General features: G+C 70.6%; 23 protein-coding genes. 17 read left to right on the forward strand and 6 right to left on the reverse strand.

Annotation, left to right across the window (positions count from 1 at the left end; translation table 11 throughout):
- Window positions 1-9: 9 nt before the first annotated feature.
- A complete protein-coding gene (locus ACFQZY_RS05045; RefSeq protein WP_377413397.1) occupies window positions 10-1,059 on the reverse strand; it encodes an alcohol dehydrogenase in 1,050 nt (349 codons plus the stop codon).
- Window positions 1,060-1,159: 100 nt separating this feature from the next.
- Between ACFQZY_RS05045 and ACFQZY_RS05050 the strand changes: the two genes are divergently transcribed.
- Window positions 1,160-2,371 (forward strand): CaiB/BaiF CoA transferase family protein, encoded by a 1,212-nt coding sequence (locus tag ACFQZY_RS05050; protein WP_377413400.1) that lies wholly within the window; start codon window positions 1,160-1,162, stop codon window positions 2,369-2,371.
- On the opposite strand, the gene ACFQZY_RS05055 is transcribed toward ACFQZY_RS05050, so the two are convergent.
- From ACFQZY_RS05055 to ACFQZY_RS05065, 3 genes are read right to left on the reverse strand one after another with little or no spacing between them, the layout of a single operon-like run.
- A complete protein-coding gene (locus tag ACFQZY_RS05055) occupies window positions 2,354-3,520 on the reverse strand; it encodes an acyl-CoA dehydrogenase family protein (protein ID WP_377413402.1) in 1,167 nt (388 codons plus the stop codon). The genes ACFQZY_RS05050 and ACFQZY_RS05055 overlap by 18 nt on opposite strands.
- Before the next feature lie 28 nt (window positions 3,521-3,548).
- The gene (locus ACFQZY_RS05060; RefSeq protein WP_377413404.1) at window positions 3,549-5,171 is read right to left on the reverse strand and encodes a flavin-containing monooxygenase; all 1,623 of its coding nucleotides are present in this window, start codon (window positions 5,169-5,171) and stop codon (window positions 3,549-3,551) included.
- 34 nt (window positions 5,172-5,205) lie between these two features.
- Entirely contained in the window at window positions 5,206-6,132 is a 927-nt protein-coding gene (locus ACFQZY_RS05065; protein ID WP_377413406.1) for an alpha/beta hydrolase, read from the reverse strand.
- A gap of 187 nt (window positions 6,133-6,319) precedes the next feature.
- Between ACFQZY_RS05065 and ACFQZY_RS05070 the strand changes: the two genes are divergently transcribed.
- The 7 genes from ACFQZY_RS05070 (at window position 6,320) to ACFQZY_RS05100 (ending at window position 13,197) form a co-directional block, all read left to right on the forward strand.
- Window positions 6,320-7,768, forward strand: coding sequence for an NAD-dependent succinate-semialdehyde dehydrogenase (locus ACFQZY_RS05070; RefSeq protein WP_377413408.1), 1,449 nt, complete (start codon window positions 6,320-6,322; stop codon window positions 7,766-7,768).
- A gap of 67 nt (window positions 7,769-7,835) precedes the next feature.
- The gene (locus tag ACFQZY_RS05075) at window positions 7,836-9,074 is read left to right on the forward strand and encodes an ABC transporter substrate-binding protein (protein WP_377413410.1); all 1,239 of its coding nucleotides are present in this window, start codon (window positions 7,836-7,838) and stop codon (window positions 9,072-9,074) included.
- Between the two features lie 7 nt (window positions 9,075-9,081).
- On the forward strand, window positions 9,082-9,855 hold the full coding sequence (locus tag ACFQZY_RS05080; protein ID WP_377413412.1) for an ABC transporter ATP-binding protein: 774 nt from the start codon (window positions 9,082-9,084) through the stop codon (window positions 9,853-9,855).
- Window positions 9,852-10,580 carry an ABC transporter ATP-binding protein gene (locus ACFQZY_RS05085; RefSeq protein WP_377413415.1) on the forward strand — a complete coding sequence of 243 codons (729 nt, stop codon included), beginning with the start codon at window positions 9,852-9,854 and terminating at the stop codon, window positions 10,578-10,580. Before ACFQZY_RS05080 ends, ACFQZY_RS05085 begins: the two co-directional genes overlap by 4 nt.
- Window positions 10,580-11,461 (forward strand): branched-chain amino acid ABC transporter permease, encoded by an 882-nt coding sequence (locus ACFQZY_RS05090; RefSeq protein ID WP_377413417.1) that lies wholly within the window; start codon window positions 10,580-10,582, stop codon window positions 11,459-11,461. The genes ACFQZY_RS05085 and ACFQZY_RS05090 overlap by 1 nt, the downstream gene beginning before the upstream one ends.
- A 28-nt stretch (window positions 11,462-11,489) precedes the next feature.
- Complete coding sequence (locus tag ACFQZY_RS05095) at window positions 11,490-12,428, forward strand: branched-chain amino acid ABC transporter permease (RefSeq protein ID WP_377413419.1); 939 nt, start codon at window positions 11,490-11,492, stop codon at window positions 12,426-12,428.
- Between the two features lie 7 nt (window positions 12,429-12,435).
- Complete coding sequence (locus tag ACFQZY_RS05100) at window positions 12,436-13,197, forward strand: SDR family NAD(P)-dependent oxidoreductase (protein ID WP_377413421.1); 762 nt, start codon at window positions 12,436-12,438, stop codon at window positions 13,195-13,197.
- A gap of 3 nt (window positions 13,198-13,200) precedes the next feature.
- On the opposite strand, the gene ACFQZY_RS05105 is transcribed toward ACFQZY_RS05100, so the two are convergent.
- Complete coding sequence (locus ACFQZY_RS05105) at window positions 13,201-15,243, reverse strand: acetoacetate--CoA ligase (RefSeq protein ID WP_377413423.1); 2,043 nt, start codon at window positions 15,241-15,243, stop codon at window positions 13,201-13,203.
- Between the two features lie 63 nt (window positions 15,244-15,306).
- On the opposite strand from ACFQZY_RS05105, the gene ACFQZY_RS05110 reads away from it, so the two are divergent.
- The 3 genes from ACFQZY_RS05110 (at window position 15,307) to ACFQZY_RS05120 (ending at window position 18,433) form a co-directional block, all read left to right on the forward strand.
- On the forward strand, window positions 15,307-16,338 hold the full coding sequence (locus ACFQZY_RS05110; RefSeq protein ID WP_377413426.1) for an NADP-dependent oxidoreductase: 1,032 nt from the start codon (window positions 15,307-15,309) through the stop codon (window positions 16,336-16,338).
- Window positions 16,335-17,354: an NADPH:quinone oxidoreductase family protein gene (locus ACFQZY_RS05115; RefSeq protein ID WP_377413429.1), complete on the forward strand. Its 1,020-nt coding sequence runs from the start codon at window positions 16,335-16,337 to the stop codon at window positions 17,352-17,354. The genes ACFQZY_RS05110 and ACFQZY_RS05115 overlap by 4 nt, the downstream gene beginning before the upstream one ends.
- A gap of 104 nt (window positions 17,355-17,458) precedes the next feature.
- On the forward strand, window positions 17,459-18,433 hold the full coding sequence (locus tag ACFQZY_RS05120; RefSeq protein ID WP_377413431.1) for a Bug family tripartite tricarboxylate transporter substrate binding protein: 975 nt from the start codon (window positions 17,459-17,461) through the stop codon (window positions 18,431-18,433).
- A gap of 39 nt (window positions 18,434-18,472) precedes the next feature.
- Here the strand turns inward: ACFQZY_RS05120 and ACFQZY_RS05125 are convergent, their stop codons facing one another.
- Window positions 18,473-18,997 carry a MarR family winged helix-turn-helix transcriptional regulator gene (locus ACFQZY_RS05125; RefSeq protein WP_377413434.1) on the reverse strand — a complete coding sequence of 175 codons (525 nt, stop codon included), beginning with the start codon at window positions 18,995-18,997 and terminating at the stop codon, window positions 18,473-18,475.
- Window positions 18,998-19,126: 129 nt separating this feature from the next.
- Between ACFQZY_RS05125 and ACFQZY_RS05130 the strand changes: the two genes are divergently transcribed.
- The 6 genes from ACFQZY_RS05130 to ACFQZY_RS05155 all read left to right on the forward strand — a co-directional run bounded on the left by ACFQZY_RS05130 (window position 19,127) and on the right by ACFQZY_RS05155 (window position 24,840).
- Window positions 19,127-20,008, forward strand: coding sequence for an HpcH/HpaI aldolase/citrate lyase family protein (locus ACFQZY_RS05130; RefSeq protein WP_377413436.1), 882 nt, complete (start codon window positions 19,127-19,129; stop codon window positions 20,006-20,008).
- Window position 20,009: 1 nt separating this feature from the next.
- Complete coding sequence (locus ACFQZY_RS05135; protein ID WP_377413438.1) at window positions 20,010-20,465, forward strand: MaoC family dehydratase; 456 nt, start codon at window positions 20,010-20,012, stop codon at window positions 20,463-20,465.
- 615 nt (window positions 20,466-21,080) lie between these two features.
- A complete protein-coding gene (locus tag ACFQZY_RS05140) occupies window positions 21,081-22,250 on the forward strand; it encodes an ABC transporter substrate-binding protein (RefSeq protein ID WP_377413440.1) in 1,170 nt (389 codons plus the stop codon).
- Window positions 22,251-22,271: 21 nt separating this feature from the next.
- A complete protein-coding gene (locus ACFQZY_RS05145; RefSeq protein WP_377413442.1) occupies window positions 22,272-22,775 on the forward strand; it encodes a MarR family winged helix-turn-helix transcriptional regulator in 504 nt (167 codons plus the stop codon).
- Window positions 22,772-23,836 (forward strand): Rieske 2Fe-2S domain-containing protein, encoded by a 1,065-nt coding sequence (locus ACFQZY_RS05150; RefSeq protein ID WP_377413445.1) that lies wholly within the window; start codon window positions 22,772-22,774, stop codon window positions 23,834-23,836. Before ACFQZY_RS05145 ends, ACFQZY_RS05150 begins: the two co-directional genes overlap by 4 nt.
- Window positions 23,837-23,871: 35 nt before the next feature.
- Window positions 23,872-24,840, forward strand: a complete 969-nt coding sequence (locus ACFQZY_RS05155; protein WP_377413447.1) for a tripartite tricarboxylate transporter substrate binding protein — start codon at window positions 23,872-23,874, stop codon at window positions 24,838-24,840.
- Window position 24,841: the final 1 nt, after the last annotated feature.

The raw sequence follows: 24,841 nt of genomic DNA on the forward strand, positions 1-24,841 counted from the left end.
TCCGCAGGGTCAGACCAGCACGATGCGGCCCTTGGCGCGGCCCTCGTTCAGCATGTAGACGGCCTCATTGGCGCGGTCCTTCTCCATGCGGGTGATCGGCAGCGCCTTGAGCTTGCCGCTGCGGGCCAGCTCGGCGACATCGCGCAGGTCCTGCGGGTTGCCGGTCATGCTGCCCATGACCGTGCGGGGCCGGAAGATCATGCCGGCCAGCGACACCATCAGCTCGCCGCCGCCCACGCCCACCAGCACCAGCCGGCCGGACTTGCCGAGGATCTCCAGGCCGACGGTGGCCGTGGAGGAGATGTTCACGAAGTCCATCGCCGCCATCACCGGCCCGCCGGTGACGGCATGGATCGCGGCCACCAGGTCCGGCGCGTTGCCGTCGACGACGGCGGTAGCGCCCATCTCCAGGGCGGCCTCGCGCTTGTCCGCGCCGATGTCCACCGAGACGATGCGACGGTGCCCCAGGGCCTGCAGCATGCAGATCGCCGCCAGGCCCAGGCCGCCGGCGCCGAACAGGACCACCGGCGTGTCGGGGTCCATGGGCATCAGCTTGCGGATCGCGGAGTACACGGTGATGCCGGAGCAGGCGAGGGTGGCGGCGAAGGCCGGGTCGATGTCGCCGAAGTCCACCAGGAAGCGCGGATGCGGCACCTTCACCTCCTTGCCGTAGCCGCCGTCCTGGCGCACGCCAAGGGCGCAGGGCTGGTTGCACAGGTTGTCCTGTCCCGCGCGGCACACCTCGCACTGTCCGCAGCCAAGCCAGGGAAACACAATGCGGTGGTCACCCACCTTCACGCCCTGCGCGTCGGGGCCGACGCGCACCACCCGGCCCACGATCTCGTGGCCCGGCACGCGCGGCAGCGTCACGCCGCGGTCGGCCAGCATCATCCGCTTGCCGCCGCCCATGTTGTAGTAGCCGTGCCAGAGATGGAGGTCGGAATGGCAGACGCCGGCATGCGTGACCTCCAGCACCACCTCGCAGCCCTGCGCCTGCAGCGGCGCCTGTTCGATCGGTTGCAGTGGTTCGTTGTTGGCAACGATGGCCCAGGCGCTCATGGGATGTCTCCTTCTCGGTGGGGGATGGGGAATGGATTTTTTACGTAGCCATTCATATGATATGGTAGCGAACTAACTTGATGCAATCCCTGGAGAAACCATGAGTGCGACCCCCCTGGCCGGCCTGAAGGTGCTGGACATGTCGAAGGTGCTGGCCGGCCCGCTGTGCGCCCAGTACCTCGGCGACATGGGCGCCGAGGTGATCAAGGTGGAACCGATCGAGGGCGGGGACGACACCCGCCAGTGGCCGCCCCTGCGCAAGGTGGACGATGCCGCCCCGACCGGCGCCATCTTCCTGAGCGCCAACCGCAACAAGCGCAGCATCGCGCTGGACCTGCGCAGCCCCCATGGCCGCGAGGTGGTCGACCGCCTGATCAAGCAGGCCGACGTGATCATCGAGAGCTTCGGCCCCGGCGTGGCCGAGCGCCTCGGTGTCGGCGCGCAGCGCCTGGCCGAACTCAACCCGCGCGCGGTGTGCTGCAGCATCAGCGGCTTCGGCAGCGTCGGCCCGATGAAGGAGGGCAAGGGCTACGACGTGATCCTGCAGGCCTACTGCGGCATGCTGTCCATCACCGGCGAGCGCGGCGGCAAGGCGGTGCGCAGCCCCTTCTCGCCGGTGGACCAGGCCACCGGCCTGCATGCCCTGATCGGCATCCAGGCGGCCCTGCTGGAGCGCGAGCGCACCGGCCTGGGCGGCCGCGTGGAGGCCTCGCTGTTCGACACCGCCACCGGCTTCCTCGGCTACTTCCTCCAGAGCTTCTGGGAGCGCGGCACCGAGCCCGAGCGCCCGGGCTCGGGGCACGAGTCGCTGTGCCCCTACGAGGCCTTCGAGACGCAGGACCGGCCCCTGATCCTGGGCGTGGCCAACGAAACCCTGTGGCGCGCCTTCTGCGAGGTCGCCGGCCTGCAGGACATGGTGGATGACCCGCGCTTTCGGACCAACCCCGACCGCGTGGCGCACCGCGCCGAGACCGTGGGCCGCGTGCAGGAGGTGCTGCGCACCCGCCCGCGCGACACCTGGATCGAGCAGCTCTCGGCCAAGGGCATTCCGTGCTCGCCGCTGCACTCGCTGGGGGAGCTGTCCGCCAACCCGCACACCGAGGCCAGCGGCATGGTGTACGGCTACCAGCACCCGCAGCTGGGTGCGCTGCGCTCGGTGGCGCAGCCGGTGCGCCTGGACGGCGAGCGCACGAAGCTGCGCCGCCCGCCGCCGATGCTGGGCCAGCACTCGGCGGAGATCCTGCGCGAGCTGGGCTTCGGCGAGGCCGAAGTCCAGGCGATGGCGCAGGCCGGGTCAGTACGACTTGGGTAGGCCCAGCGCCTTCTCCGCGATGTTGCACAGGATCAACTGCGGGGAAATCGGCGCGATGCGCGGGAGCATGGCCTCGCGCAGGTAGCGCTCCACGTGGTATTCCTTGGCGTAGCCGAAGCCGCCGTGCGTGAGCACCGCGGTCTCGCAGGCGGTGAAGCCGGCCTCGGCGCACAGGTACTTGGCGGCGTTGGACTCGGGGCCGCAGGGCTGGCCCTGGTCGTACAGCCAGGCGGCGCGCTGGTACATCAGGCGGCCCGCTTCCAGCTCCACCCAGCGCTGCGCCAGCGGGTGCTGCACGCCCTGGTTCTTGCCGATGGGGCGGTCGAACACCACGCGCTCGTTGGCGTAGCGGGTGGCGCGGCGCAGCGCCGCCACGCCCAGGCCGATGGCCTCGGCGGCGAGCAGCACGCGCTCCGGGTTCAGGCCGTGCAGGATGTAGTCGAAGCCGCGGCCCTCTTCGCCGATGCGGTCCTCCACCGGGATCTCCAGGCCGTCGATGAACAGCTCGTTGGAGTCCACCGCCTTGCGGCCCATCTTCTCGATCTCGCGCACCTGCACCTTGGTGCGGTCCAGGTCGGTGTAGAACAGGCTCAGGCCATGCCGCGGGTTCTTCACGTCCTCGATCTTCGTGGTGCGCGCCAGCAGCAGGATCTTGTGCGCCACCTGCGCGGTGGAGATCCAGATCTTCTGGCCCTTGACCACATAGCGGTCGCCGCGGCGCTCGGCGAAGGTCTTGAGCTTGAGGGTGTTCAGGCCGGTGTTGGGCTCGGTCACGCCGAAGCAGGCCTGCACCTCGCCGCGGATGATGGGCGGCAGCCAGCGCTTCTTCTGTTCCTCGGTGCCGTACACCACCACCGGGTGCAGCCCGAACACGTTCATGTGGATCGCGGACGCGCCCGACATGCCCGCGCCCGAGCCCGAGACGGCCTCCATCATCATGCAGGCCTCGAGGATGCCCAGGCCCGCGCCGCCGTACTCCTGCGGCATGGCGATGCCGAGCCAGCCGGCGCCGGCCATGGCGCGGTAGAAGTCCATCGGGAAGCCGCCTTCGCGGTCACGCTCCAGCCAGTAGTCGTCGGTAAAGGTCTTGCAGATGTCTTCGACCGCGGTGCGGATCGCGGTCTGGTCTTCGGTCTCAGCGAAATTCATGGGTACGGTGAATGGGGTTGCAGGGAAATCAGTCCGCCTCGGGCACGGTGGACAGGGCGAAGCCGGCATAGCCGTCGCGGGCGATCTCGTCGCACTTGCGGCGGAACACGCCGACGCCGCCCATGTAGGGCATGAACACCCGGGGCTTGCCCGGGATGTTGGCGCCGACATACCAGGAGGCGGTGTCCGGCAGCAGCGACCGGCTGGCCAGCTCGTCGACATGCCGGCCCCAGTCCTCCTGCGCCTGCGCGGTCGCCTCGATCCGGTTGATGCCTCGGGCCTTCAGGTTCTCAAGGCAGTCGGCGATCCAGTCCACATGCTGCTCGATCGAGACCACCACGTTGCTCAGGACGGAGGGGCTGCCCGGGCCGGTCACCATGAACAGGTTCGGCAGGCCGGCGGTCATCAGGCCCAGGTAGGCGCGCGGGCCCTGGGCCCAGGCGCTGCGCAGGTCGCCGCCGCCCTTGACCCGCATGTTCACCGAGAGCAGGGCGCCGGTGATGGCGTCGAAGCCGGTGGCGAAGATGATCGCGTCCAGGTCGTGGTGCGCGTCCTTCGTGCGGAGGCCGGTGGGCGTGATGGCCTCGATCGGGTCGGCCTTGAGGTCGACCAGGGTGACGTTGTCGCGGTTGTAGGTCTCGAAGTAGCCGGTGTCGCCGCACAGGCGCTTGGTGCCGATCGGGTAGGTGGGCGTGAGCTTCGCGCGCAGCGCCGGGTCGCGCACCGGCGCGAGCATGCGCGGGACCACGAACTCGCGGGCGATGCGGTTGGCCTCCTCCTTGAACAGCACGTCGTTGAAGGTGCGGGTGAAGCCGATGCCGCCGAAATCCCAGCGGGCCTGGAAGGCCTTCTCCACCTCCTCGGGCGGCGTCTCCAGCACGCCGCGGGTGGGGACGGTGAAGCCGGCCACGCCCGAGGGGCTGGTGCGGGCCTGCTGCCGCACCTCGGCGTAGCGGCGCTTGACGGCCTGGTCGGCCTCGTCGGTCAGCGGGCCGTTGCGCAGGGGAATGCTGTAGTTCGCCGTGCGCTGGAACACGGTCAGGTGCGCGGCCTGCCTGGCCACGATCGGGATCACCTGGATGCCGGTGGAGCCGGTGCCGACGATGCCCACGCGCTGGCCGGTGAAGTCCACGCCCTCCTTCGGCCAGAAGCCGGTGTGGAACCAGCGGCCCTGGAAGCTGTCCAGGCCGGGGAACTTCGGCACCTGGGCGTTGGACAGGCAGCCGGTGGCCATGACGCAGAAGCGCGCCTGCAGCACCTGGCCGTTGCCGGTGGTGACGGTCCAGCGGTTCGCGGCGGGGTCGAACTCGGCGTCGGTGACGCGGGTCTCCAGGCGGATGTCGCGGCGCAGGTCGAAGCGGTCGGCCACATGGTTGATGTAGCGAAGGATCTCGGGCTGGGCGGCGTAGCGCTCGCTCCAGCGCCACTCCTGCTGCAGCGCCTCGTCGAAGGAGTAGGAGTACTCCAGGCTCTCGACATCGCAGCGCGCGCCGGGGTAGCGGTTCCAGTACCAGGTGCCGCCGACGTTGTCGCCGGCCTCCAGCACGGCCACCTTCAGGCCCTGCTTGCGCAGGCGGTGCAGCAGGTACAGGCCGGCGAAGCCGGCGCCCACGACCACGACGTCGAAGCGCTCGGTCCGGGGTGCATTCATGGGGGTCTCCTCGTGTTGTCGGTCGGTCTGTCGGTCAGGGGGCGGCGCAGCGGCGGCGGATCTCGGCGGCGGCCCGGGTCACCACGGCGTCGGCCTCGGGAATCAGGTTCAGCATGCGGGCGAAGCCGTGCGGCAGGCCGTCCGCGCGCTCCAGGGTGACGGGCACGCCCGCGGCGCGCAGGCGTTCGGCATAGGCCACGGCTTCGTCGTGGAGCACGTCGTACTCGGCGACCGCGATCCAGGCCGGGGGATGGCCCGCGAGGTCGTCGCGGCGCACCGGGGCGATGTCGGGGTGCTGCCAGAGCGACGGCGGCGCGTAGTGGCGGAAGAACCAGTCCATGTCGGCATCCGTCAGGGGCATGCCCTGGCTGTGCGCGCGGTAGCTCGGGCGGGTGAAGTCGCTGTCGGCCACGGGGTAGAAGAGGCACTGCAGGGCCACCTGCGCGCGCCCGGCCAGGCGGGCCACGGCCACGGTGGCCAGGTTGCCGCCCGCGCTGTCGCCGGCCACGGCCAGGCGGCCAGGGCCGCCGATCAGGCTGGCGAGGTGGTCGTGGGCCCAGGCGATCGCGTCCTGCGCATCCTCCAGGCCGGCGGGGAAGGGGTGCTCCGGCGCGAGGCGGTAGTCCACCGACAGCACGGCGCAGCCCGACTTGTCGACCAGCGCGCGGGTCAGGACATCGAAGTCGTCCACCGAGCCGCAGACCCAGCCGCCGCCGTGGAGGTAGACCACCAGCCCGGGCTCGGACCCGCCGGCGGCCCGGTACAGGCGCGCCGGCACCTCGCCGGCGCGGGTGGGAATGCGCAGGTCTCGCACCTCGCCGACCTGGGGCCCGGCGCCCAGCGCGGCGCGGGTGGTGGCGACCAGCTCTCGCGACTGCTGCGGCGTGCCGGCCGACAGCGCCGGGCGGCCGGCGGCGCGCGCCGCCTCCAGCATCTTCTGCACGAAGGGATGTAGTGCCATGGGGGACTCCGCGTGGCGGCGCCGGGGCACGGTCGCCCGGCAAGCCGATGGGGTGGGATGCTATCGACAAACTCGTATGCATGTCAACGATATGCATGTGGTCTAAATCAGGGATAACACCTGATAGGCCGTATTGAAGCAGACGATATGCTTCGCCAAAATTCAACCCGCCCCTCAGGAGACACCCATGAACGCAAGAGACGCCCAGGCCTACCCCGTGGTCCGGCAGTACATCGCCGGCGCCTGGCGCGCGGGCGGGCAGGGCGTCGCCGGCGAGGTCCGCAACCCGGCCACTGGCGAGGTGCTGGCCGAGGTGCCGCGCGCCAGCGCGCAGGACCTGGACGATGCCCTGGCCGCGGCCGCGGCGGGCTTCGAGCTGTGGCGGCTGAAGTCGCCGCAGGAGCGCGCCGCGGTGCTGATGCGGACCGCCGCCCTGGTGCGCGAGCGGGTCGAGGACATGGCCCGCCTGATGACCCTGGAGCAGGGCAAGACCCTGGCCGAGTCGCGCCTGGAGTTCACCCTCAGTGCCGAGACCTTCGAGTGGTACGCGCAGGAGGCGCTGCGCTCCTATGGCCGGGTGATCCCGGCGCGGGTGCGGGGCACCCGGCAGCTGGTGATCCCGCAGCCGCTGGGCCCGGTGGCGGCCTTCACGCCCTGGAACTTCCCCGCCATCCTGCCGGCGCGCAAGATCGCGCCGGCGCTGGCCGCCGGCTGCAGCGTCGTCATCAAGCCCTCGGAGGAGACGCCGCAGTCGACGATGGTGCTGGCGCAGGCCCTGGCCGACGCCGGCCTGCCCGCCGGCGTGCTGAACGTGGTGTTCGGCGTGCCCGCCGAGGTCTCGTCCCACCTGATCACGTCGCCCGTGATCCGCAAGGTCACCTTCACCGGCTCCACCGGCGTGGGCCGCGAGCTGGCCCGCCTGGCGGCGGTGGGGCCCAAGCCCTGCACGCTGGAACTGGGCGGCCATGCGCCGGTGCTGGTCTTCGACGACGCCGACCTCGAGCGCACCGTGGCCACCTGCGTGCAGGGCAAGAGCCGCAATGCCGGCCAGGTCTGCACCTCGCCCACCCGCTTCCTGGTGCAGGAGGGCATCCACGACGCCTTCGTCGCCCGCTACGCGCAGGCGCTGGACGCGCTCAAGGTCGGCCCCGGTCTGGACCCCGCCAACCAGATGGGCGCGCTGGCGAACACGCGCCGGGTCGAGGCGATCGAAGGCCTGCTGGCCGACGCCGTGGCCGGCGGCGGCCGCGTGGTGGCCGGCGGCAGCCGGGTCGGCGACCGCGGCAACTTCTTCCGTCCCACCCTGGTGGCCGACACGCCCGAGTCCGCGCAGGCCCTGCGCATCGAGCCCTTCGGCCCGCTGGCCCTGGTGCGCCGCTTCTCCACGCTGGAGGAGGGCCTGGCCCGCGCCAACGATACGCCCTACGGCCTGGCCGCCTACGCCTTCACCCAGTCCGCCGCCACCGCGGTGGCGGTGGGCGACGAGCTGCAGGCCGGCGGCATCGGCATCAACACCTTCTCGGTCTCCGCCATCGAGGCGCCCTTCGGCGGCCTCAAGGACAGCGGCTATGGCCAGGAAGGCGGCCCCGAGGGCCTGGAGAGTTACCTGCACAGGAAGTACGTGCACCACGCCTGAGGCCCCACCCGCAGCCGACCGCGAACGTTCACCCCCGAGTTCCCACCCGCGTCACGGAGACATGACCATGAAGAAGACCCCGACCACTGCCCTGGGCCGCGCCTCGCGCCGCTTCACCCTCGCGGCCTGCGCCGCCGCCTCGCTGGCCCTGGCCGCCCCCGGCGCCTGGGCCCAGGCCGCCAACCCGCTGAAGATCGGCATCCTGACCGACATGTCGGGCTTCGTGGCCGACCTCTCCGGCCCGGGCTCGGCGGTGGCCGCCAAGATGGCGATCGAGGACTTCGGCGGCCGCGTGCTGAATCGCCCCATCGAGCTGCTGGAGGGCGACCACCTGAACAAGCCCGACACCGGCCTGACCATCGCCCGCCAGTGGTACGACTCCGGCGTGCGTGCCATCTTCGACATCGGCATCACCACCGTGGCCCTGGGCGTGCAGGACCTGGCCAAGGAGAAGAACCGCATCGCCATCTTCAACAGCTCGGCCAGCTCCGACATCACCGGCAAGAACTGCTCGCCCAACGGCATCCACTGGACCTACAACTCCTACTCCCAGAGCCTGGGCGCGGTGAAGGCCACCCTCGATGCGGGCGGCAAGACCTGGTACTTCGTCACGATCGACTACACCTATGGCAAGAACGTGCAGCGTGACACCACCGGCATGATCGAGGCCGGCGGCGGCAAGGTGGTGGGCTCGACCACCCACCCGGTCAACTCCTTCGAGTTCTCCTCGCAGCTGCTGCAGGCCCAGGCCTCCAAGGCCGACGTGATCGCGATGGCCACCACCACCTCCCACGCCGCCGCCATGATCAAGCAGGCCGAGGAGTTCGGCCTGCGCAAGCGCGGCCAGCGCCTGGCCGCCCTGAGCCTGACCCTGCACGACGTCAAGGCCCTGGGCCTGAACAACGCGCAGGACCTGTTCGTGACCGAGCCCTATTACTGGGACCAGAACGACCAGACCCGCGCCTTCGCCAACCGCTACAAGGCCCGCTTCGGCAAGATGCCCAACTTCGTGCAGGCCTCGGTCTATGGCTCGGTGCAGCACTACCTGAAGGCCGTGGCCGCCGCCGGCACCGACGACACCGCCGCGGTGCTGGCCAGGATGAAGTCCACCCCCATCAACGACATGATGACCAAGAACGGCTTCATCCGCGAGGACGGCCGCGTGATCCGCGAGGGCTACGTGTTCCGCGTGAAGAAGCCCGCCGAGTCCAAGAACGAGTGGGACCTGTACACCCTGGCCGCCACCATCCCGGCGGCCCAGGCCTTCGCGCCGGCCGACAAGACGGTCTGCCCGCTGGTGAAGTGAGGACCGGGTGACGGCGAGCGTTTCCAGCGCCGACACCCTGGTGGAAGTGCGCGGGCTGCGAAAGCAGTTCGCGGGCTTCACCGCGGTCAACGGCGTCGACCTGAGCGTCAGGCGCGGGCACATCCACGCGCTGATCGGACCCAACGGCGCAGGCAAGACCACCTGCTTCAACCTGCTGACGAAGATGCTCGAGCCCACCTCGGGCAGCATCACCTTCAAGGGGCGTGACATCACGCGCCTGCCGCCGGCGAGGGTGGCGCAGCTGGGGATGGTGCGCAGCTTCCAGATCTCGGCCATCTTCCCCACGCTCACCGTCCTGGACAACGTGCGCGTGGCGCTGCAACGCAAGCAGGGCGGCTCGATGCAGTTCTGGCGCTCGGACAAGTCGCTGGCCGGGCTGGAGGCGCCGGCGATGGCGCTGCTCGCCGATGTCGGCCTGCAGGACGCGGCGCAGGCCGTGGCCGGCGACCTGTCGTACGGCCGCAAGCGCGCGCTGGAGATCGCCACCACCCTGGCGCTCGATCCCGAGATGCTGCTGCTGGACGAACCCACCTCCGGCATGGGCCTGGAGGACGTGAGCGCCACGGCGGCCCTGATCCGCCGGGTCTCGAAGACCCGCACCATCCTGATGGTGGAACACAACCTCGGCGTGGTCGCCGACCTGGCCGACCGCATCACCGTGCTGGCCGCCGGCGAGGTGCTGACCGAGGGCAGCTACGACGAGGTCTCCCGCGACGAGCGCGTGATGGCGGCCTATATCGGCCGGAAGGCGACTGCATGACCGCGAACCCACCCACCGTCCAGGTCAAGCCCGCCCTCGAGGTGCGCGACCTGCACGGGCACTACGGCCCCTCCCACGTGCTGCATGGCATGGACTTCAGCGTGCCCACCGGCCAGGTGGTGACCCTGCTGGGGCGCAACGGCGCCGGCAAGACCACCACGCTGCGCGCCATCATGGGCCTGCTGCGCCAGCGCACCGGCTCCATCCGCGTCAACGGCACCGAGACCGTGGGCCTGCCGCCCGAGCGCATCGCGCCCCTGGGCATCGCCTACTGCCCCGAGGAGCGCGGCATCTTCCCCTCGCTCAGCGTGCGCGAGAACCTGATGCTGCCGCCGGTGCTGGCGCCCGGGGGCTTCACCACCGAGGAAGTGTTGGCGCTGTTCCCGCGCCTGGCCGAGCGCCATGCCAGCCCGGGCACCAAGCTCTCGGGCGGCGAGCAGCAGATGCTGGCCATCGCCCGCATCCTGCGCACCGGCTGCCGCATCCTGCTGCTGGACGAGCCCACCGAGGGCCTGGCCCCGGTGATCGTGCAGCACATCGGCCAGGTGCTGCAGGAACTGAAGCGGCGCGGCTACACCGTGCTGCTGGTGGAACAGAGCCTGGACTTCGCGATGTCGGTGGCCGACCACCACTACGTGGTCGAACACGGGCGCGTGGTCGACCAGCTCTCCAACGACGACCTGCGCGCCGCGCCGGATCGCCTGCAGAACTACCTGGGCGTGTAATGACCGACATCTTCGGAATCCCGCTGCCCGCCCTGATGGGGCAGCTGACCCTCGGCCTGATCAACGGGGCGTTCTACGCCGTCCTGAGCCTGGGCCTCACGGTGATCTTCGGCATGCTGCGGGTGATCAACTTCACCCATGGCGCGCAGTTCACGCTCGGCGCGTTCGGCTCCTGGATGCTCCTGAACTACCTGAAAGTGCCGTACTGGGCCAGCCTGCTGCTGGTGCCGGCGGCGATGGCGCTCCTGGGCGCGCTGGTGGAGCGCGCGCTCCTCAAGCGCCTGTACGAGATGAACCACCTGTTCCAGCTGCTGCTCACGTTCGGCCTGGCGCAGATGATCGAGGGCACGCTGTCCGTGATCTACGGCTCCTCCGGCAAGCCCTACGACAACCCCATGCCCGGCGGCATGGACCTGGGCTTCATGTTCCTGCCGTACTACCGCGGCTGGGTGGTCGCCGCCTCGCTGGCGGTGTGCCTGGGCACCTGGTGGGCGATCGAGCGTACGCGCCTAGGCGCCTACCTGCGGGCGGCCACCGACAACCCGGACCTGGTGCGCACCTTCGGCATCCCGGTGCCGCGGCTGATGACGCTGACCTATGCCTTCGGCGTGGGGCTGGCGGCGCTGGCCGGCGTGCTGGCCGGGCCGATCGACCAGGTCAAGCCCTCGATGGGCTCGGGCCTGATCATCACCGTGTTCGCGGTGGTGGTGATCGGGGGCATGGGCTCGATCCTGGGCTCCATCGTCACCGGCTTCGCGCTGGGGCTGCTGGAGTCGCTGACCAAGGTCTACTACCCGCCCGCCTCCAGCGTGGTCATCTTCCTGGTGATGGCCGCCGTGATCCTGGTCAAGCCGGCCGGCCTGTTCGGTCGCCAGGCCTGAGCGCCGCATCCTTCCACGAGGCTCTTCCATGCGTCATCGTTCCAAGACGGTCTTCCTGGTGCTGGCAGCGGTGCTCGCCGTCGCGCCGCTCGTGATCTACCCGATCTTCGCGACCAAGCTCCTGTGCTTCGCGCTGTTCGCGGCGGCGTTCAACCTGCTGTTCGGGCAGGCGGGGCTGCTGTCCTTCGGCCATGCGCTGTTCTTCGGCGGCGCCGCCTACCTGACCGGCCATGCGCTCAAGGCCTGGGGCTGGCACACCGAGTGGGCGGTGCTCCTGGGCGTGGTGTTCGCCACGCTGTCGGGGCTGGTGGTGGGCCTGGTCTCCATCCGCCGCCAGGGCATCTACTTCGCCATGATCACGCTGGCGCTGGCGCAGATGTTCTTCTTCTTCTGCGTCAATGCCCCCTTCACCGGCGGCGACGACGGCATCTCGGCGATCCCGCGCCGGCCGGTGTTCGGCGTGATCGACATCACCGACGACCGCACGCTGTACTACGTGGTGGCGGTGGTCTTCTTCCTGGCCTTCGCGCTGATCTTCCGCATCATCCACTCGCCCTTCGGGCAGGTGCTGCGCGCCATCCGCGACAACGAGCCGCGCGCGATCTCGCTGGGCTACGCGGTGGACCGCTACAAGCTCGCCGCCTTCGTGATGTCGGCCAGCCTCGCCGGCCTGGCCGGCGCGCTCAAGGTGCTGGTGTTCCGCCTGGCCTCGCTGGTGGACGTGGGCTGGGGCGCCTCGGGCGAGGTGATCCTGATGACGCTGGTGGGCGGCATCGGCACCGTGTTCGGGCCGCTGGTGGGCGCGGGCTTCATCCTCACCATGCAAAGCTACCTGCAGGGGTATGCGCAGTGGGTGCCGGTGATCCAGGGCCTGGTGTTCGTGGTGATGGTGATGCTGCTGCCGCGGGGCGTGGTGGGCGAGTTCATGGCCCGCGTCTTCAAGGTGCAGCCGGCCGCCGTGAAGTGAGCCCGGCATGAGCGAAGCGCGCGAATTCGACGGTCGCATCGCCTGGATCTCGGGCGCGGCCTCCGGCATCGGCCTGGCGACCGCCCGCCTGCTGGCCCGCGGCGGCGCGCGGCTGGCGCTGGTGGACATCAACGGCGAGGGCGTGGAGCGCGTGGCCGGCGAGCTGCGCGCCGGCGGCGCCGAGGCCCGTGCCTGGCAGGCCGACCTCACCGACGCCGCGTCGGTGGAGCGCACGGTGGATGCGGTGGCGGCGGCCTTCGGCGGGCTGCACCTGGCGGTGAACAACGCCGGCGTGAGCGGCGCCCGGGTGCCGCTGGCGCAACAGCCCATGGACGACTGGCACCGCGTCATCGACACCAACCTGCACGCGGTGTTCTACGCCATGAAGTTCCAGATCCCGCACCTGCTGCAGGCGCAGGGGGGCGGCGCCATGGTCAACCTGGCCTCGGTGCTGTCGCAGGTGGCCTCCGCGCAGTCGCCGGCCTACACGGCGGCCAAGCACGCGGTGGTGGGCATGACCCGCAGCGCCGCCATCGCCTACGCGCCCCAGGGCCTGCGGATCAACGCCGTGGGGCCGGGCTACATCGACACGCCGCTGCTGCAGGTGCTCACGCCGGGCGAGCGCGAGGCGATCACCGCCGCCCACCCGGCGGCCCGCCTCGGGCAGGCCGAGGAGATCGCGCAGGCCATTGCCTTCCTGCTGTCGCCGCGCGCGAGCTTCTCGTTCGGCGCGGTGCTGATGGCGGATGGCGGCTTCACCATCCGCTGAGCCTCAGCCGCCCTGGGCCAGGGCGGCTTCGCGCTTCGCCGCGTAGTCGGCGTACCAGGCGAAGGCGCCCGGGTTGGCGCAGGCGTCCGGGTTCACCACCTCGCGCAGCGCGCGCCCGAGCATCAGCTTCTTCACCGGCAGCTCCTGCTTCTTGCCGGTGAGCGTGCGCGGGATCTCCTGCACCTGCACGATCTCGTCGGGCACGAAGCGCGGCGAGAGGTCGGCCCGCACCCGCTGGCGGATGCGGTCACGCAGGGGCTCGTCCAGCACCAGGCCGGGGCGCAGCACCACGAACAGCGGCATCCAGCTGGCGCGGCCCAGGTATTCCAGGTCCACCACCAGGCTGTCCATGACCTCGGGCAGGTCCTCCACCACGCGATACAGCTCGCTGGTGCCGAGGCGGTGGCCGTGGCGGTTCAGGGTGGCGTCGCTGCGGCCGTAGACCACGGTGCTGCCGGTGGGCGTGATCTTGAGCCAGTCGCCCTGGCGCCAGGTGCCGGGGTAGGTGTCGAAGTAGCTGTCGGTGTAGCGGCGCATGCCCTCGTCGCCCCAGAAGTACAGCGGCATCGAGGGCATGGGCTGCACGCACACCAGCTCGCCCACCTCGCCCAGCAAGGGGCGGCCGGCCTCGTCCCAGGCCTGGATGTCGGCGCCCAGGGCGCGTGACTGCATCTCGCCATGCACCGTGGGCAGCTCCGGCGTGCCGGCGAGGAAGGCGCTGGCCAGGTCGGTGCCGCCGCAGACCACGCACCACCAGAGGCCGTCGCGCACCGCCTCCTCGCCCCAGGCATAGGCCTGCGGCGAGAGCGGCGAGCCGGTGGAGCCCAGCGAGCGCAGGTGGCGCAGGGCCAGGGTGTCGCGCGGGCGCAGGCCGGCCTTCAGGCAGCTGGCGTAGTACGCCGCGCCGGCGCCCACGAAGCTGAGGCCGACCTCGTCGGCGAGCCGCCACAGGGTGTCCGGCTGCGGGTAGGAGGGGTGGCCGTCGTAGACGCACACGGTGGTGCCCAGGAGCAGGGCGCTGGTCGAGAGGTTCCACATCACCCAGCCCGAGCTGGAGTACCAGAGGAAGCGCTCGTCCCCCGTGTCCCGCTCGGCGCTGGGGTGCAGGTCCAGGTGGAAGGCGTGGAGCTTGAGCATCTCCAGCATCACGCCGCCATGGCCATGCACGATGGGCTTGGGCAGGCCGGTGGTGCCGCTGGAGTAGAGGATCCACAGCGGGTGGTCGAAGGGCAGGGGCTCGGGCGCCACCGGCGCGGCATGGGCCACGGCGTCGGCCCAGCGCACGCGGCGGCCGCCCCAGCCGGCGGGGGCGAGGTCGCCGCCGCCTTCGGGCGCGCCGGCCTCGCGCAGGTAGTCCACCTGCACCAGCACCTGCAGCGTGGGCAGGGTCTCCAGCAGCTCGCCCACCAGGGCGCGGCGGTCGGCCACCTTGCCGCCGTAGACCGAGCCGTCGCAGGCGATCAGGGCCTTGGGGTCGATCTGGCGGAAGCGGTCCCGCACCGTGCCCACGCCCATGTCGGGCGCGCACAGGCTCCACACCGCGCCCAGGCTGGCGCAGGCCAGCAGGCCCACCACCGCCTGCGGGATGTTGGGCAGGTAGGCGGCGACGCGGTCGCCGCGGCCCACGCCGTGGTCACGCAGTGTGGCGGCCAGGGCGCCGGCCTGGCGCGCGAGCTCGGCCCAGGTCCAGGCCTCGGTGCGGCCCTCGGCCTGCAGGCGCTCGTTGCGGAACACCAGGGCCGGCGCGCCGGCGGCGTCGCTGGCGGCCAGGTGCTGGAAGACATGGCTGGCGTAATTGACCTGCGCGCCCTCGAACCACCGCGCGCCGGGCATGCGCGCCTCGGACAGCACCCGGGCATGCGGGGTGGGCGACTGCACGCCGAAGCGGTCCCACACGGCCTGCCAGAAGTCCTCGACATGGTCGACGGACCATTGCCGCAGGGCTTCGTAGTCGCCCAGCGACAGGCCGTGGCGGGCGTTGATCCACTCGCGGAAGGCGACGGTATTCGGGGTGGGGCGGGAGCGGGAGTTTGTAGATGGTTGCATATCGTACGCAGGCATACCATAATCCCCATCGCAGCTTCACGTCAAGCCACAAGGGGGTTCCGAATGACTCTACCCGCGACCGGACGGCGCGTGGTCCTCGCCTCGCGCCCGGTGGGCATTCCGCAGGCCGATCATTTCCGCATCGAGACCGTGCCGGTGCCCGAACCCGGGCCGGGCGAGTTCCTGGTGCGCAATGAATACCTCTCGGTCGAGCCCGCCATGCGGGGCTGGGTGAATGCCGCGGCCAACTACTCGGCGGCGGTGGGCATCGGCGAGGTGATGCGCAGCTTCGCCGCCGGCCGCGTGGTGGCCTCGCGCCATCCCGCTTACCGCGAGGGCGACGCCGTCATGGGCATGCTCGGGTGGCAGGAGTACGCGCTGAGCGACGGCCACGGCATCCGCCGCAAGGTGCGCGAGGACGACCTGCCGCTCTCGCTCTCGCTGGGCGTGCTGGGCATCAACGGCGTCACCGCCTACTTCTCGTTCAAGGAGATCGCCCGCGCCATGCCGGGCGACACCGTGGTCGTGTCCACCGCTGCCGGCGGCGTGGGATCGGCCGTGGGCCAGATCGCCAAGCTCGCGGGCTGCCGCACGGTGGGCATCGCCGGCGGGCCCGCCAAGTGCGCGCAGTGCGTGGACGAATTCGGCTTCGATGCCGCCGTCGACTACAAGGCGCCCGACTTCGCGCAGCGCCTGGCGCAGGCCTGCCCCGAGGGCGTGGACGTGTACCACGACAACACCAGCGGCGCGATCACCGACGCGGTGATGCGCCTCCTGAACAAGAACGCCCGCGTGGTGGTGTGCGGCACCGCCTCGGTGGCGAACTGGGACGACTGGCCGCAAGGCCCGCGGGTGGAGCGCCACCTCCTGAACAAGTCCGCCTCGATGCAGGGCTTCCTGGTCTGGGACTACGAGCACCGCTACGAGGAGGCGGTGGCGCGCCTGGCCGCCTGGGTGCGCCAGGGCCGGCTGAAGTACCGCGAGGACATCGTCGAGGGCATCGAACGCGCGCCCGGCTCCATCGCCGACCTCTACGCCGGCAGCAACTCGGGCAAGCGCCTGGTCCGGCTGGCCTCCCCCGGCGGCGCGGCGTGAAGGCGCTGGTCTGCGAGCGCTGGGACGGCTGGCGCGGCCTGCGCCTGGCCGACGTCGAGCGGCCGGCGCTGCGTCCCGGCTGCGTGCGCATCGCGGTGGCCTATTGCACCGTGGGCTTCGCGCTCACGCTGGTCACCGCGGGCCGCTACCAGCGCAAGCCGCCGCTGCCCTTCGTGCCGGGTACGGAGGTGAGCGGCGTGGTGCTCGAAGTCGCCCCCGGCGTCACCCGTTTCAAGCCCGGTGACCGGGTCGCGGCGGCCCTCGACTGGGGCGGGTTCGGCGAGGAGGCGATCGCCACCGCCGAGACGGTGTGGCATGTGCCCGAGGGCGTGCCGCTGGACAGGGCCTCGATCGTCCCCACGACCTATGGCACCGCGCATGCCGCGCTGCACTGGCGCGCCGGCATCCGGCCCGGGCAGACCGTGGTGGTGCTGGGCGCGGCGGGCGGTGTCGGCATCCCCGGGATCGAGATCGCCCGCGAGGCCGGGGCCACCGTGATCGCGGTGGCGCGAACGCCCGAGCGCTGCGCGCTCGCGATGGCCCATGGCGCGCACCACGCCATCGCCTGCGGCAACGACGACGTGGACACGCTGGCCGAGCGTATCAAGGCGCTCACTGGCGGCGAAGGCGTCGACCTGGTGTTCGACCCCGTGGGCGGCGCCCAGTTCGACCAGGCCTTGCGCTTCGTCGCGCCCGAGGGCTGCATCCTGCTGATCGGGTTCGCCAGCGGCCAGGTGCCGCAGATCCCGGCCAACCTGCTGCTGGTGAAGAACATCGAGGTGGTGGGCTTCAACTTCGGCTGGTACCTGGGCTGGAGCCCGGTCGATGCGCGCAGGCGCTACGAGCAGCCGCTGCGCGAGATGATGGACACCCTGTTCGCCCAGGTGCTCGCGGGCACGCTGCGGCCCGAACCGGGCGCCTGCCACACGCTGGACGACTATGCCGCGGCGTTCGAGGCGGTGGAGGAGCGCCGCTCGACGCGGCGGGTGATCGTCCGTGTCGCGGAGGTGGCCTGAGCCTTGCCATTCCCGGTAAGCCAGCATCTAATATCCATGCATACGAGTTCGAGAAGAACCGCATCCCGCCTGAAGGCGGTATCCCCGGACCAAGGAGACAAGCAATGAAGTTCAAGCGGATCGCGGCCACCCTGGCCTGGATGTTGGCGGCCTGTGCCGCCCCGGTGTCGGCGCAGGCGCAGGCCTGGCCGGCCAAGCCGGTGAAGATCGTCACCGCCTTCGGCGCCGGCAGCGCCAGCGACATCGTGGCGCGCATGATCGCGGAGGACCTGCAGGCCGCGTTCAAGCAGCCCTTCGTGGTGGACAACAAGCCCGGCGCTTCGGGCATCCTGGCCGCCGAGATGGTGGCCAAGTCCGCGCCCGACGGCTACACGCTGTTCCTCACCACCAACACCGCGCACTCGGTCAATCCCTTCCTGTTCAAGACCCTGCCCTACGACCCGATCAAGGACTTCACCCCGATCGCGCGCGTGTGCTACTTCCCCTTCGTGCTGGCGGTGAACGGGCAGGGGCCGGTGAAGACCATCCCCGAGCTGCTCGCCTACGCGAGGAACCCGGCGAACAAGACCAGCTATGCCTATGGCAACAGCACGGGCCAGATCGCCGGCGCGGCCTTCACCAACCTCACCCGGATCGGGTCGGTCGCCGTCCCCTACAAGAGCACGCCGCAGGCCCTCACCGATCTCATTGGCGGGCAGGTCACCTTCCTGTTCGTGGACCTGGCCTCCAGCCGCCCGCACCTGCAATCGGGCCGCATCCGCGCGCTGGGCGTGACGGTGGAACAGAAGGGGGCGCTCACGCAGGACCTGCCCTCGGTGGCTTCCGCCGCGCAGCTGCCCGGCTTCGACCTGGCGGCCTGGGTGGGTGTGGTGGGCCCGGCGGGCGTGCCGCCGGCTATCGTGAACCAGGTGAGCGAACGCATCAACCAGATGCTGGCGCGCAAGGAGGTGGTGGAGAAGCTCACTGCCCTCGGCGCCGACGTGGCGCCGGGCAACGCCGCCGAACTGGGCGGCTACATGAAGTCGCAGCTGGAGCTGTGGGGCCGCAAGGTGCGCGAGGCCGGCATCCAGCCTGAGTGAGGCGGGCCGGGCGGGCCTGGCGCCCGCCCGCGGAGCCGGTCACTCCTCGTCGTCGTCAGCCGCCGCGGCGGACTGGCCGCGGATCGCCACCAGGTTGCGCTTCACGAGCATCAGCATGTCCGCCAGGCGATAGCGGTCCTCGGTGGACAGGCCCTCGAGGATGCGCTCGCTCATGTCGTGGTTGTGCCTGACCATTTCCTTGACCAGGTGCGCGCCGCTGTTGGACAGGAAGATGCGCTTGACCCGGCGATCGAGCTCGTCGGAGCGGCGCATGATGAAGCCGCCGGCCTCCAGCCGGTCGATCAGGCCGCCGAGAGCGGCCTTGCCCAGCTCCAGCACGTTGGCCAGGTCGCTCTGGATCATGCCGTCGTGGCGCGAGAGGTAGGCCAGCACCCACCACTGGGAGCGGGTCACGCCCAGGGGCTTCATGAACTCGTCGAACACGCTGCGGCGCAGGCGCGAGACGTCGTGCATCAGGAAGCCCAGGCGGGCATCCCAGTTCTCCTCCTCGGCGGCGCGGGCCTTGGCGGAGCGGGTGTTCTTGCTGGTGGCGGATTGCGTCATCGGATGCGGTTTCCCTCAGGAGGGCGCTCGGGCCTGTCGGCCGAATGCGCTCGGAACATCGATTTTATCTCTCCTGACCGTAGAATACCGTATGGTATGCTACCGTATCAATAAACCTGCCTCATGCCGATGCTCCGATCCCTCCTCTTCGTTCCCGGCGACAGCGACAAGAAACTGGCCAAGGCCGAGACCTCGGCTGCCGATGCCCTGATCCTCGACCTGGAGGACGCGGTCGCCATCGACCGCCTGCCGGTGGCGCGCGGCATGGTGCAGGACTACCTTCGCGCCCGCGGCGACCGCAGTCGCCAGCAGCTGTGGGTGCGCATCAACCCGCTGGCCACGCCGCTGTCGCTGCCGGACCTGGTGGCCATCCTGCCGGGCCGGCCCGACGGGATCCTGCTCCCCAAGTCCACGCCGGCCGATGTGGCGCAACTGGACCACTTCCTCACCGCGCTCGAGGCCCGCGAGGGCCTGTCGGTGGGCAGCACGCGCATCATGTCGGTGTCCACCGAGACCCCGGGCGCGGTGTTCGCGCTGCAAGGCTTCGCCGGCTGCAGCCCGCGCCTGGCGGGCCTGACCTGGGGCGCGGAGGACCTGTCCACCGCGATCGGCGCCTCCACCAACCGCGACGAGTCCGGCGAGTTCGACCTCACCTTCCGCATGGCCCGCTCGCTGTGCTTGCTGGCGGCTGCCAACGCCGGCGTGCAGGCCATCGACACGCTCACCGCCGACTTCCGCGACGACGACGTGCTGGCCCGCGAGGTGCGCCGCGCGCGCCGCGCCGGCTTCACCGGCAAGATCGCCATCCACCCGGCGCAGGTGGACGGCATCAATGCCGGCTTCACGCCCGACGAGGCCGAGCTCGCGCATGCGCAGCGGATCGTCGACGCCTTCGCCGCTGCGGGCGGCGCGGGCGCGGTGCAGGTGGACGGGAAGATGGTGGACAAGCCCCACCTCACGCAAGCAATCAACGTGCTGGCCGCCGCGCGCGCCGGCCGCAAGGGAGACTGAGATGGCCGGACTGTATTTCGAGGAATTCACCGTGGGCCAGGTGTTCCAGCACGCCATCCGCCGCACCGTGACCGAGATGGACAACGTGCTGTTCTCCGCGATGACCCACAACCCCGCGGCGCTGCACATCGACGAGGAGTACTGCCGCGAGCACACCGAGTTCGGCCAGCGCATCGTGAACAGCGCATTCACGCTGGGCCTGGTGGTGGGCATCTCGGTGGGCGACACCACCCTGGGCACCACGGTGGGCAACCTGGGCTGGGACGAGGTGCGCTTTCCCAAGCCGGTCTTCCACGGCGACACGGTCCGGGTGGAGTCCGAGGTGCTGGAGATCCGCGCCAGCAAGTCCCGCCCGGACAACGGCATCGTCATCTTCGCGCACCGCGGCTACAACCAGCGCGGCGAGCTGGTGGCCACCTGCAAGCGCTCGGCGCTGATGATGCGCAAGCCGGGCTGAGGGAGCGGGGTCAGGTCTTGCATTGACGCGGCCGTGCGCGCCTTCTCCGGCAAGGTTCGCGGCGCGGGGCCGGCAGGTGGGCTCCTCCCGGGGGCCTGGTGCACTCCCGTGCACGGGCCCACGGGTCCCTCCGCCCACCCGCCAGCCCCACGCCGCTCACGCTGCAAAGGTGAAGGCTTCGCGCCGGAAAGGTGCGCTCCGTCTTCTCCGGCCCAAGTGACCGAGTCGAGTACGACTTCGAGCGAGTGTCGGCCGCTTCTCTGAGCGAGCGTTCGTGCGAAAAATGACGCGTGATCTTTCCGGCGCGAAGCCTTCACGTGTTCGTGCGCGATGCGCGGGTGGGGGCGGCAGGCGGAGGGACCCGTGGGGCCGTGCGCGGGAGCGCACCAGCCCCCCGGGAGGAGCCTGCTGCCCCCGCCCGTGCAGCGCGCCCGGCCGGACGAAGCCGGGGGAGGCCGAGATAACCAGTCGCGTTGACGTAAGACCTCGCCCCCCGGCCCCCACCTAGGGAAAACGCCGGTTCTTCGCCGCCGTCATGTTCAGTATGCTGATTCACGTTCCGTTCACTGAATGTGGATCGGGCATCGCACACCCAGAAAGACACCGGAGACCTCCATGACCTCTCGCCGCACCGTGCTGGCCGCCGCCGCGCTCGCCGCCGCCCTCAGCCCCGCCGCCTTCGCGCAGGACGCCGCCTTCAAGGTCGGCCTCATCCTGCCCATGACCGGCCCCTTCGCCTCCACCGGCCGCCAGATCGATGCCGCGGTGAAGCTCTGGCAGGCGCAGAACGGCACCACGGTCGCCGGCCGCAAGGTGGAAGTGATCCTCAAGGACGATGGCGGCCAGCCCGAGAACACCCGCCGCATCGCCCAGGAACTCGTGGTCAACGAGAAGGTGGGCGTGCTCGCCGGCTTCGGCCTCACGCCCCTGGCCCTCACCGTGGGGCCGCTGGTGACGCAGGCCAAGGTGCCGGCGGTGATCATGGCCGCCGCCACCTCCAGCATCGTCGCCACCTCGCCGTACTTCGTGCGCACCAGCTACACGCTGCCCCAGACCTCGGCCACCATGGCCGAATGGGCAGCCCGCAACGGCATGAAGAAGGTGGTCACCCTGGTCACCGACTACGGCCCCGGCATCGACGCCGAGAAGAGCTTCAAGGAGGCCTTCACCGCCAAGGGCGGCCAGGTCGCCGCCGAGCTGCGCGTGCCGCTGCGCGACCCGGACTTCGCCCCCTTCCTGCAGCGCGTGCGCGATGCCAGCCCCGAAGCCCTGTTCGTCTTCGTGCCCTCGGGCCCCGGCGCGGCGCTGATGAAGCAGTTCCGCGAGCGCGGCCTGGACAAGGCCGGCATCCGCATCATCGGCGACGGCGGCATCACCGACGACGACATCCTCAACGAGATGGGCGACACCGCCCTGGGCGCGGTCACCGCCTTCCACTACGCCACCGCCCACCCCTCGGCCCTGAACAAGCGCTTCGTCGACGGCTTCAAGGCCGCCAACAAGGGCATGCGCCCCAACTTCATGGCCGTGGGCGGCTACGACGGCATGCGCGTGATCTACAAGGCGCTGGAAACCACCAAGGGCGCCGGCGGCGGCGACGCGCTGCTGGCCGCGATGCGCGGGCAGTCGTTCGAGAGCCCGCGCGGCCCCATCGCCATCGACGCCCAGACCCGCGACATCGTGCAGGACATCTACATCCGCCGCGTCGAACGCCGTGACGGCGAACTGCACAACGTGGAGTTCGACACCTTCAAGGCGGTGAAGGACCCGGGCGCCAAGCCCTGACCCTTGCCGGCTGAACGCGCCATGCCCCGCGCCGCAGCGGCCCGAAGGAAGGCCGACGACGAACTGCTGATGGACCTGTACGACCAGCCGGGACACCTGATCCGGCGGGCGCAGCAGATCGCGGTGTCCATGTTCCACGAGGTCATGGGCACCCAGGTCACGCCCACGCAGTACGCGGTGCTGCGCATGCTGCAGGAGGCGCCGGGCATCGACCAGCTCACGCTGGCCGGCCTGGTGGCCCTGGACACCTCCACCACCGCCGACATGTGCGTGCGGCTGGAGGCCAAGGGCTGGATCCACCGCGAGCTGATGGCGCGCCGCCAGCGCCGGCTCACCCTCACGCCCGAGGGCGAGAAGGTGCTGGCCACGCTGGTGCCCGCGGTCCACGAGCTGCGCCACCGCATGCTGGACCCGCTCACCCCCGCCGAGCGCGCCGAGTTCGCCCGGCTCCTCACGAAATTCGTCCACTTGAACAACGAGCAGAGCCGCGCGCCCCTGCAACCCCGACAAGGAAAAGACGCATGAACACCGTTGCCGCCCCCGCCGCCGTGATGGCGCGCGCCAACCCGTTTCCCCTGGACCGCTGGTACGTGGCCGGCTTCTCCTGGGAGCTGAAGGACCAGCCGGTGGCCCGCACCCTGCTTTCGCGGCCCATGGTGCTGTTTCGCACCGAAGACGGCGTCGCCGCGCTGGAGGACCGCTGCTGCCACCGGGAGCTGCCGCTGTCGTGCGGCACGCTGGAGGGCGGGCGCCTGCGCTGCGGCTACCACGGCCTGCTGTTCGACGGCTGCGGCGTGTGCGTGGAGATCCCGGGGCAGGACCGCATCCCCTCCAAGGCACGCGTCAGGTCCTACCCCCTGCGCGAACGCGACCAGATCCTGTGGGTGTGGGTCGGCAGCACGCCCGACTCGCAGCCCGATCGCGACCCGCCCGCCTACCGCTGGCACCAGGACCCGGCCTACAAGTTCGGCGGCGACGTCTTCCACTACGACGCGCCCTGGCAGTTGATCCACGACAACCTGCTGGACCTGAGCCACCTCGGCTACGTGCACCTCAAGACCATCGGCGGCAACGCGAAGATCCACATGAACGCCAAGTTGACCGTCACCGCCGACGAGGAGACGGTGAAGGTGGTGCGCCTCATGCCCGAGTCCGACCCGCCGCCCACCTACTCGGCGGCCTGGCCCTTCAAGGGCAAGATCGACCGCTGGCAGGAGGTGGTCTGGCACACCTCGCACTGCGAGATCTGGACCGGGGGCATGGACACGGGCACCGGCTCCTACGACGACCCCGACCGCCACGGCTTCCACATGCGCGGCTTCCACGGCGTGACGCCGGAGACCGAGACCACCTGCCATTACTTCTGGACCATCGCGACCAACCCGCAGCCGGGGCAGCAGGACATCACGCCCCTGGTGGTGCAGCAGACCGCCGCCACCTTCATGGAGGACAAGGTGGTGATCGAGGCGCAGTTCAACAACCAGGTGCGCTTCCCGGTGCCGCAGCAGATCGACATCCATGTCGACGTCGGCCCCAACCGTGCACGGCGCATCCTGCAGAAGCTGTGCGAGCGCCAGCCGGCCTGACGCATGCCCCCAAGAAGAACACGAGGAGACACCCCATGAAGATTGCCCGCACCCTGAAGCTCGCAGCGCTGTCCCTGGCGCTGGGCCTCACCGCCCTCGCGCCGGCGCAGGCGCAGGACAAGGTCACCCGCCTGGTCGTTCCGTTCAGCGCTGGCGGCGGCGTCGACGCGCTGGCCCGCCTGCTGGCGCGCAAGCTGCAGGCCGACCTGGGCGAGACCGTGCTGGTGGAGAACAAGCCGGGCGCCGGCGGCAACCTGGGCCTGGACTTCGTGGCCGCAGCCGCGCCCGATGGCCGCACCCTGGCCATCATCACCAACAGCCTGGTGATCAACCCCATCCTCACGCCCGGCACCAAGTACGACCCGCACAAGAGCTTCGCCCCGGTCTCCATGCTGGCCTACTCGCCGGTGGTGCTGGTGGCCAAGAACGACCTGCCGGTGAACACGCTGCCCGAGCTGCTGAAGTACGCGAAGTCGCGCCCGGGCAAGCTGGCCTACGGCTCCTGCGGCAACGGCGGCATCCACCACCTGGCCGCGGAGATGATGAAGGCCATGGCCAATGTGCACATCGTCCACGTGCCCTACAAGGGTTGCAGCGGCGCCTCCACCGACGTGGCCGGCGGCCAGATCGACCTGGCCATGATGTCGGTGAACTCGGTGGCCGGCTTCATCGACAGCAAGCGGGTGAAGGCCCTGGGCGTGACCAGCGAGAAGCCCTCGACCCTGCTGCCCGCCGTGCCCACCATCGCCTCGGCCGGCCTCAAGGGCTACGGCCTGGAGGGCTGGTACGCCGCCTTCGCCCCGGCCGGCACGCCCCCGCCGGTGGTGGAGCGGCTCAACGCCGCCTTCGCCCGAGCCCTGAACGACCCCGAGGTGCGCAAGGCGCTGACCACCGGCTACTTCGAACCCCAGGCCAGCACGCCCGCCGCCCTGGGCGAGTTCATCGCCCGCGAGACCGCCAACTACCGCAAGCTCGTCACCGCCCAGGGCATCAAGGGCGACTGAG

It is taken from the genome of Ramlibacter sp. GCM10027632 (assembly GCF_042675325.1).
Classification (GTDB): domain Bacteria; phylum Pseudomonadota; class Gammaproteobacteria; order Burkholderiales; family Burkholderiaceae_C; genus Ramlibacter.

What these genes read in the sequence shown, in the direction of transcription:
- ACFQZY_RS05045 (WP_377413397.1), bottom strand. Translation starts at nt 1,059, where the DNA reads ATGAGCGCCTGGGCCATCGTTGCCAACAACGAACCACTGCAACCGATC.
- ACFQZY_RS05050 (WP_377413400.1), top strand. Translation starts at nt 1,160, where the DNA reads ATGAGTGCGACCCCCCTGGCCGGCCTGAAGGTGCTGGACATGTCGAAG.
- ACFQZY_RS05055 (WP_377413402.1), bottom strand. Translation starts at nt 3,520, where the DNA reads ATGAATTTCGCTGAGACCGAAGACCAGACCGCGATCCGCACCGCGGTC.
- ACFQZY_RS05060 (WP_377413404.1), bottom strand. Translation starts at nt 5,171, where the DNA reads ATGAATGCACCCCGGACCGAGCGCTTCGACGTCGTGGTCGTGGGCGCC.
- ACFQZY_RS05065 (WP_377413406.1), bottom strand. Translation starts at nt 6,132, where the DNA reads ATGGCACTACATCCCTTCGTGCAGAAGATGCTGGAGGCGGCGCGCGCC.
- ACFQZY_RS05070 (WP_377413408.1), top strand. Translation starts at nt 6,320, where the DNA reads ATGAACGCAAGAGACGCCCAGGCCTACCCCGTGGTCCGGCAGTACATC.
- ACFQZY_RS05075 (WP_377413410.1), top strand. Translation starts at nt 7,836, where the DNA reads ATGAAGAAGACCCCGACCACTGCCCTGGGCCGCGCCTCGCGCCGCTTC.
- ACFQZY_RS05085 (WP_377413415.1), top strand. Translation starts at nt 9,852, where the DNA reads ATGACCGCGAACCCACCCACCGTCCAGGTCAAGCCCGCCCTCGAGGTG.
- ACFQZY_RS05090 (WP_377413417.1), top strand. Translation starts at nt 10,580, where the DNA reads ATGACCGACATCTTCGGAATCCCGCTGCCCGCCCTGATGGGGCAGCTG.
- ACFQZY_RS05095 (WP_377413419.1), top strand. Translation starts at nt 11,490, where the DNA reads ATGCGTCATCGTTCCAAGACGGTCTTCCTGGTGCTGGCAGCGGTGCTC.
- ACFQZY_RS05100 (WP_377413421.1), top strand. Translation starts at nt 12,436, where the DNA reads ATGAGCGAAGCGCGCGAATTCGACGGTCGCATCGCCTGGATCTCGGGC.
- ACFQZY_RS05105 (WP_377413423.1), bottom strand. Translation starts at nt 15,243, where the DNA reads ATGCAACCATCTACAAACTCCCGCTCCCGCCCCACCCCGAATACCGTC.
- ACFQZY_RS05110 (WP_377413426.1), top strand. Translation starts at nt 15,307, where the DNA reads ATGACTCTACCCGCGACCGGACGGCGCGTGGTCCTCGCCTCGCGCCCG.
- ACFQZY_RS05120 (WP_377413431.1), top strand. Translation starts at nt 17,459, where the DNA reads ATGAAGTTCAAGCGGATCGCGGCCACCCTGGCCTGGATGTTGGCGGCC.
- ACFQZY_RS05125 (WP_377413434.1), bottom strand. Translation starts at nt 18,997, where the DNA reads ATGACGCAATCCGCCACCAGCAAGAACACCCGCTCCGCCAAGGCCCGC.
- ACFQZY_RS05130 (WP_377413436.1), top strand. Translation starts at nt 19,127, where the DNA reads ATGCTCCGATCCCTCCTCTTCGTTCCCGGCGACAGCGACAAGAAACTG.
- ACFQZY_RS05135 (WP_377413438.1), top strand. Translation starts at nt 20,010, where the DNA reads ATGGCCGGACTGTATTTCGAGGAATTCACCGTGGGCCAGGTGTTCCAG.
- ACFQZY_RS05140 (WP_377413440.1), top strand. Translation starts at nt 21,081, where the DNA reads ATGACCTCTCGCCGCACCGTGCTGGCCGCCGCCGCGCTCGCCGCCGCC.
- ACFQZY_RS05145 (WP_377413442.1), top strand. Translation starts at nt 22,272, where the DNA reads ATGCCCCGCGCCGCAGCGGCCCGAAGGAAGGCCGACGACGAACTGCTG.
- ACFQZY_RS05150 (WP_377413445.1), top strand. Translation starts at nt 22,772, where the DNA reads ATGAACACCGTTGCCGCCCCCGCCGCCGTGATGGCGCGCGCCAACCCG.
- ACFQZY_RS05155 (WP_377413447.1), top strand. Translation starts at nt 23,872, where the DNA reads ATGAAGATTGCCCGCACCCTGAAGCTCGCAGCGCTGTCCCTGGCGCTG.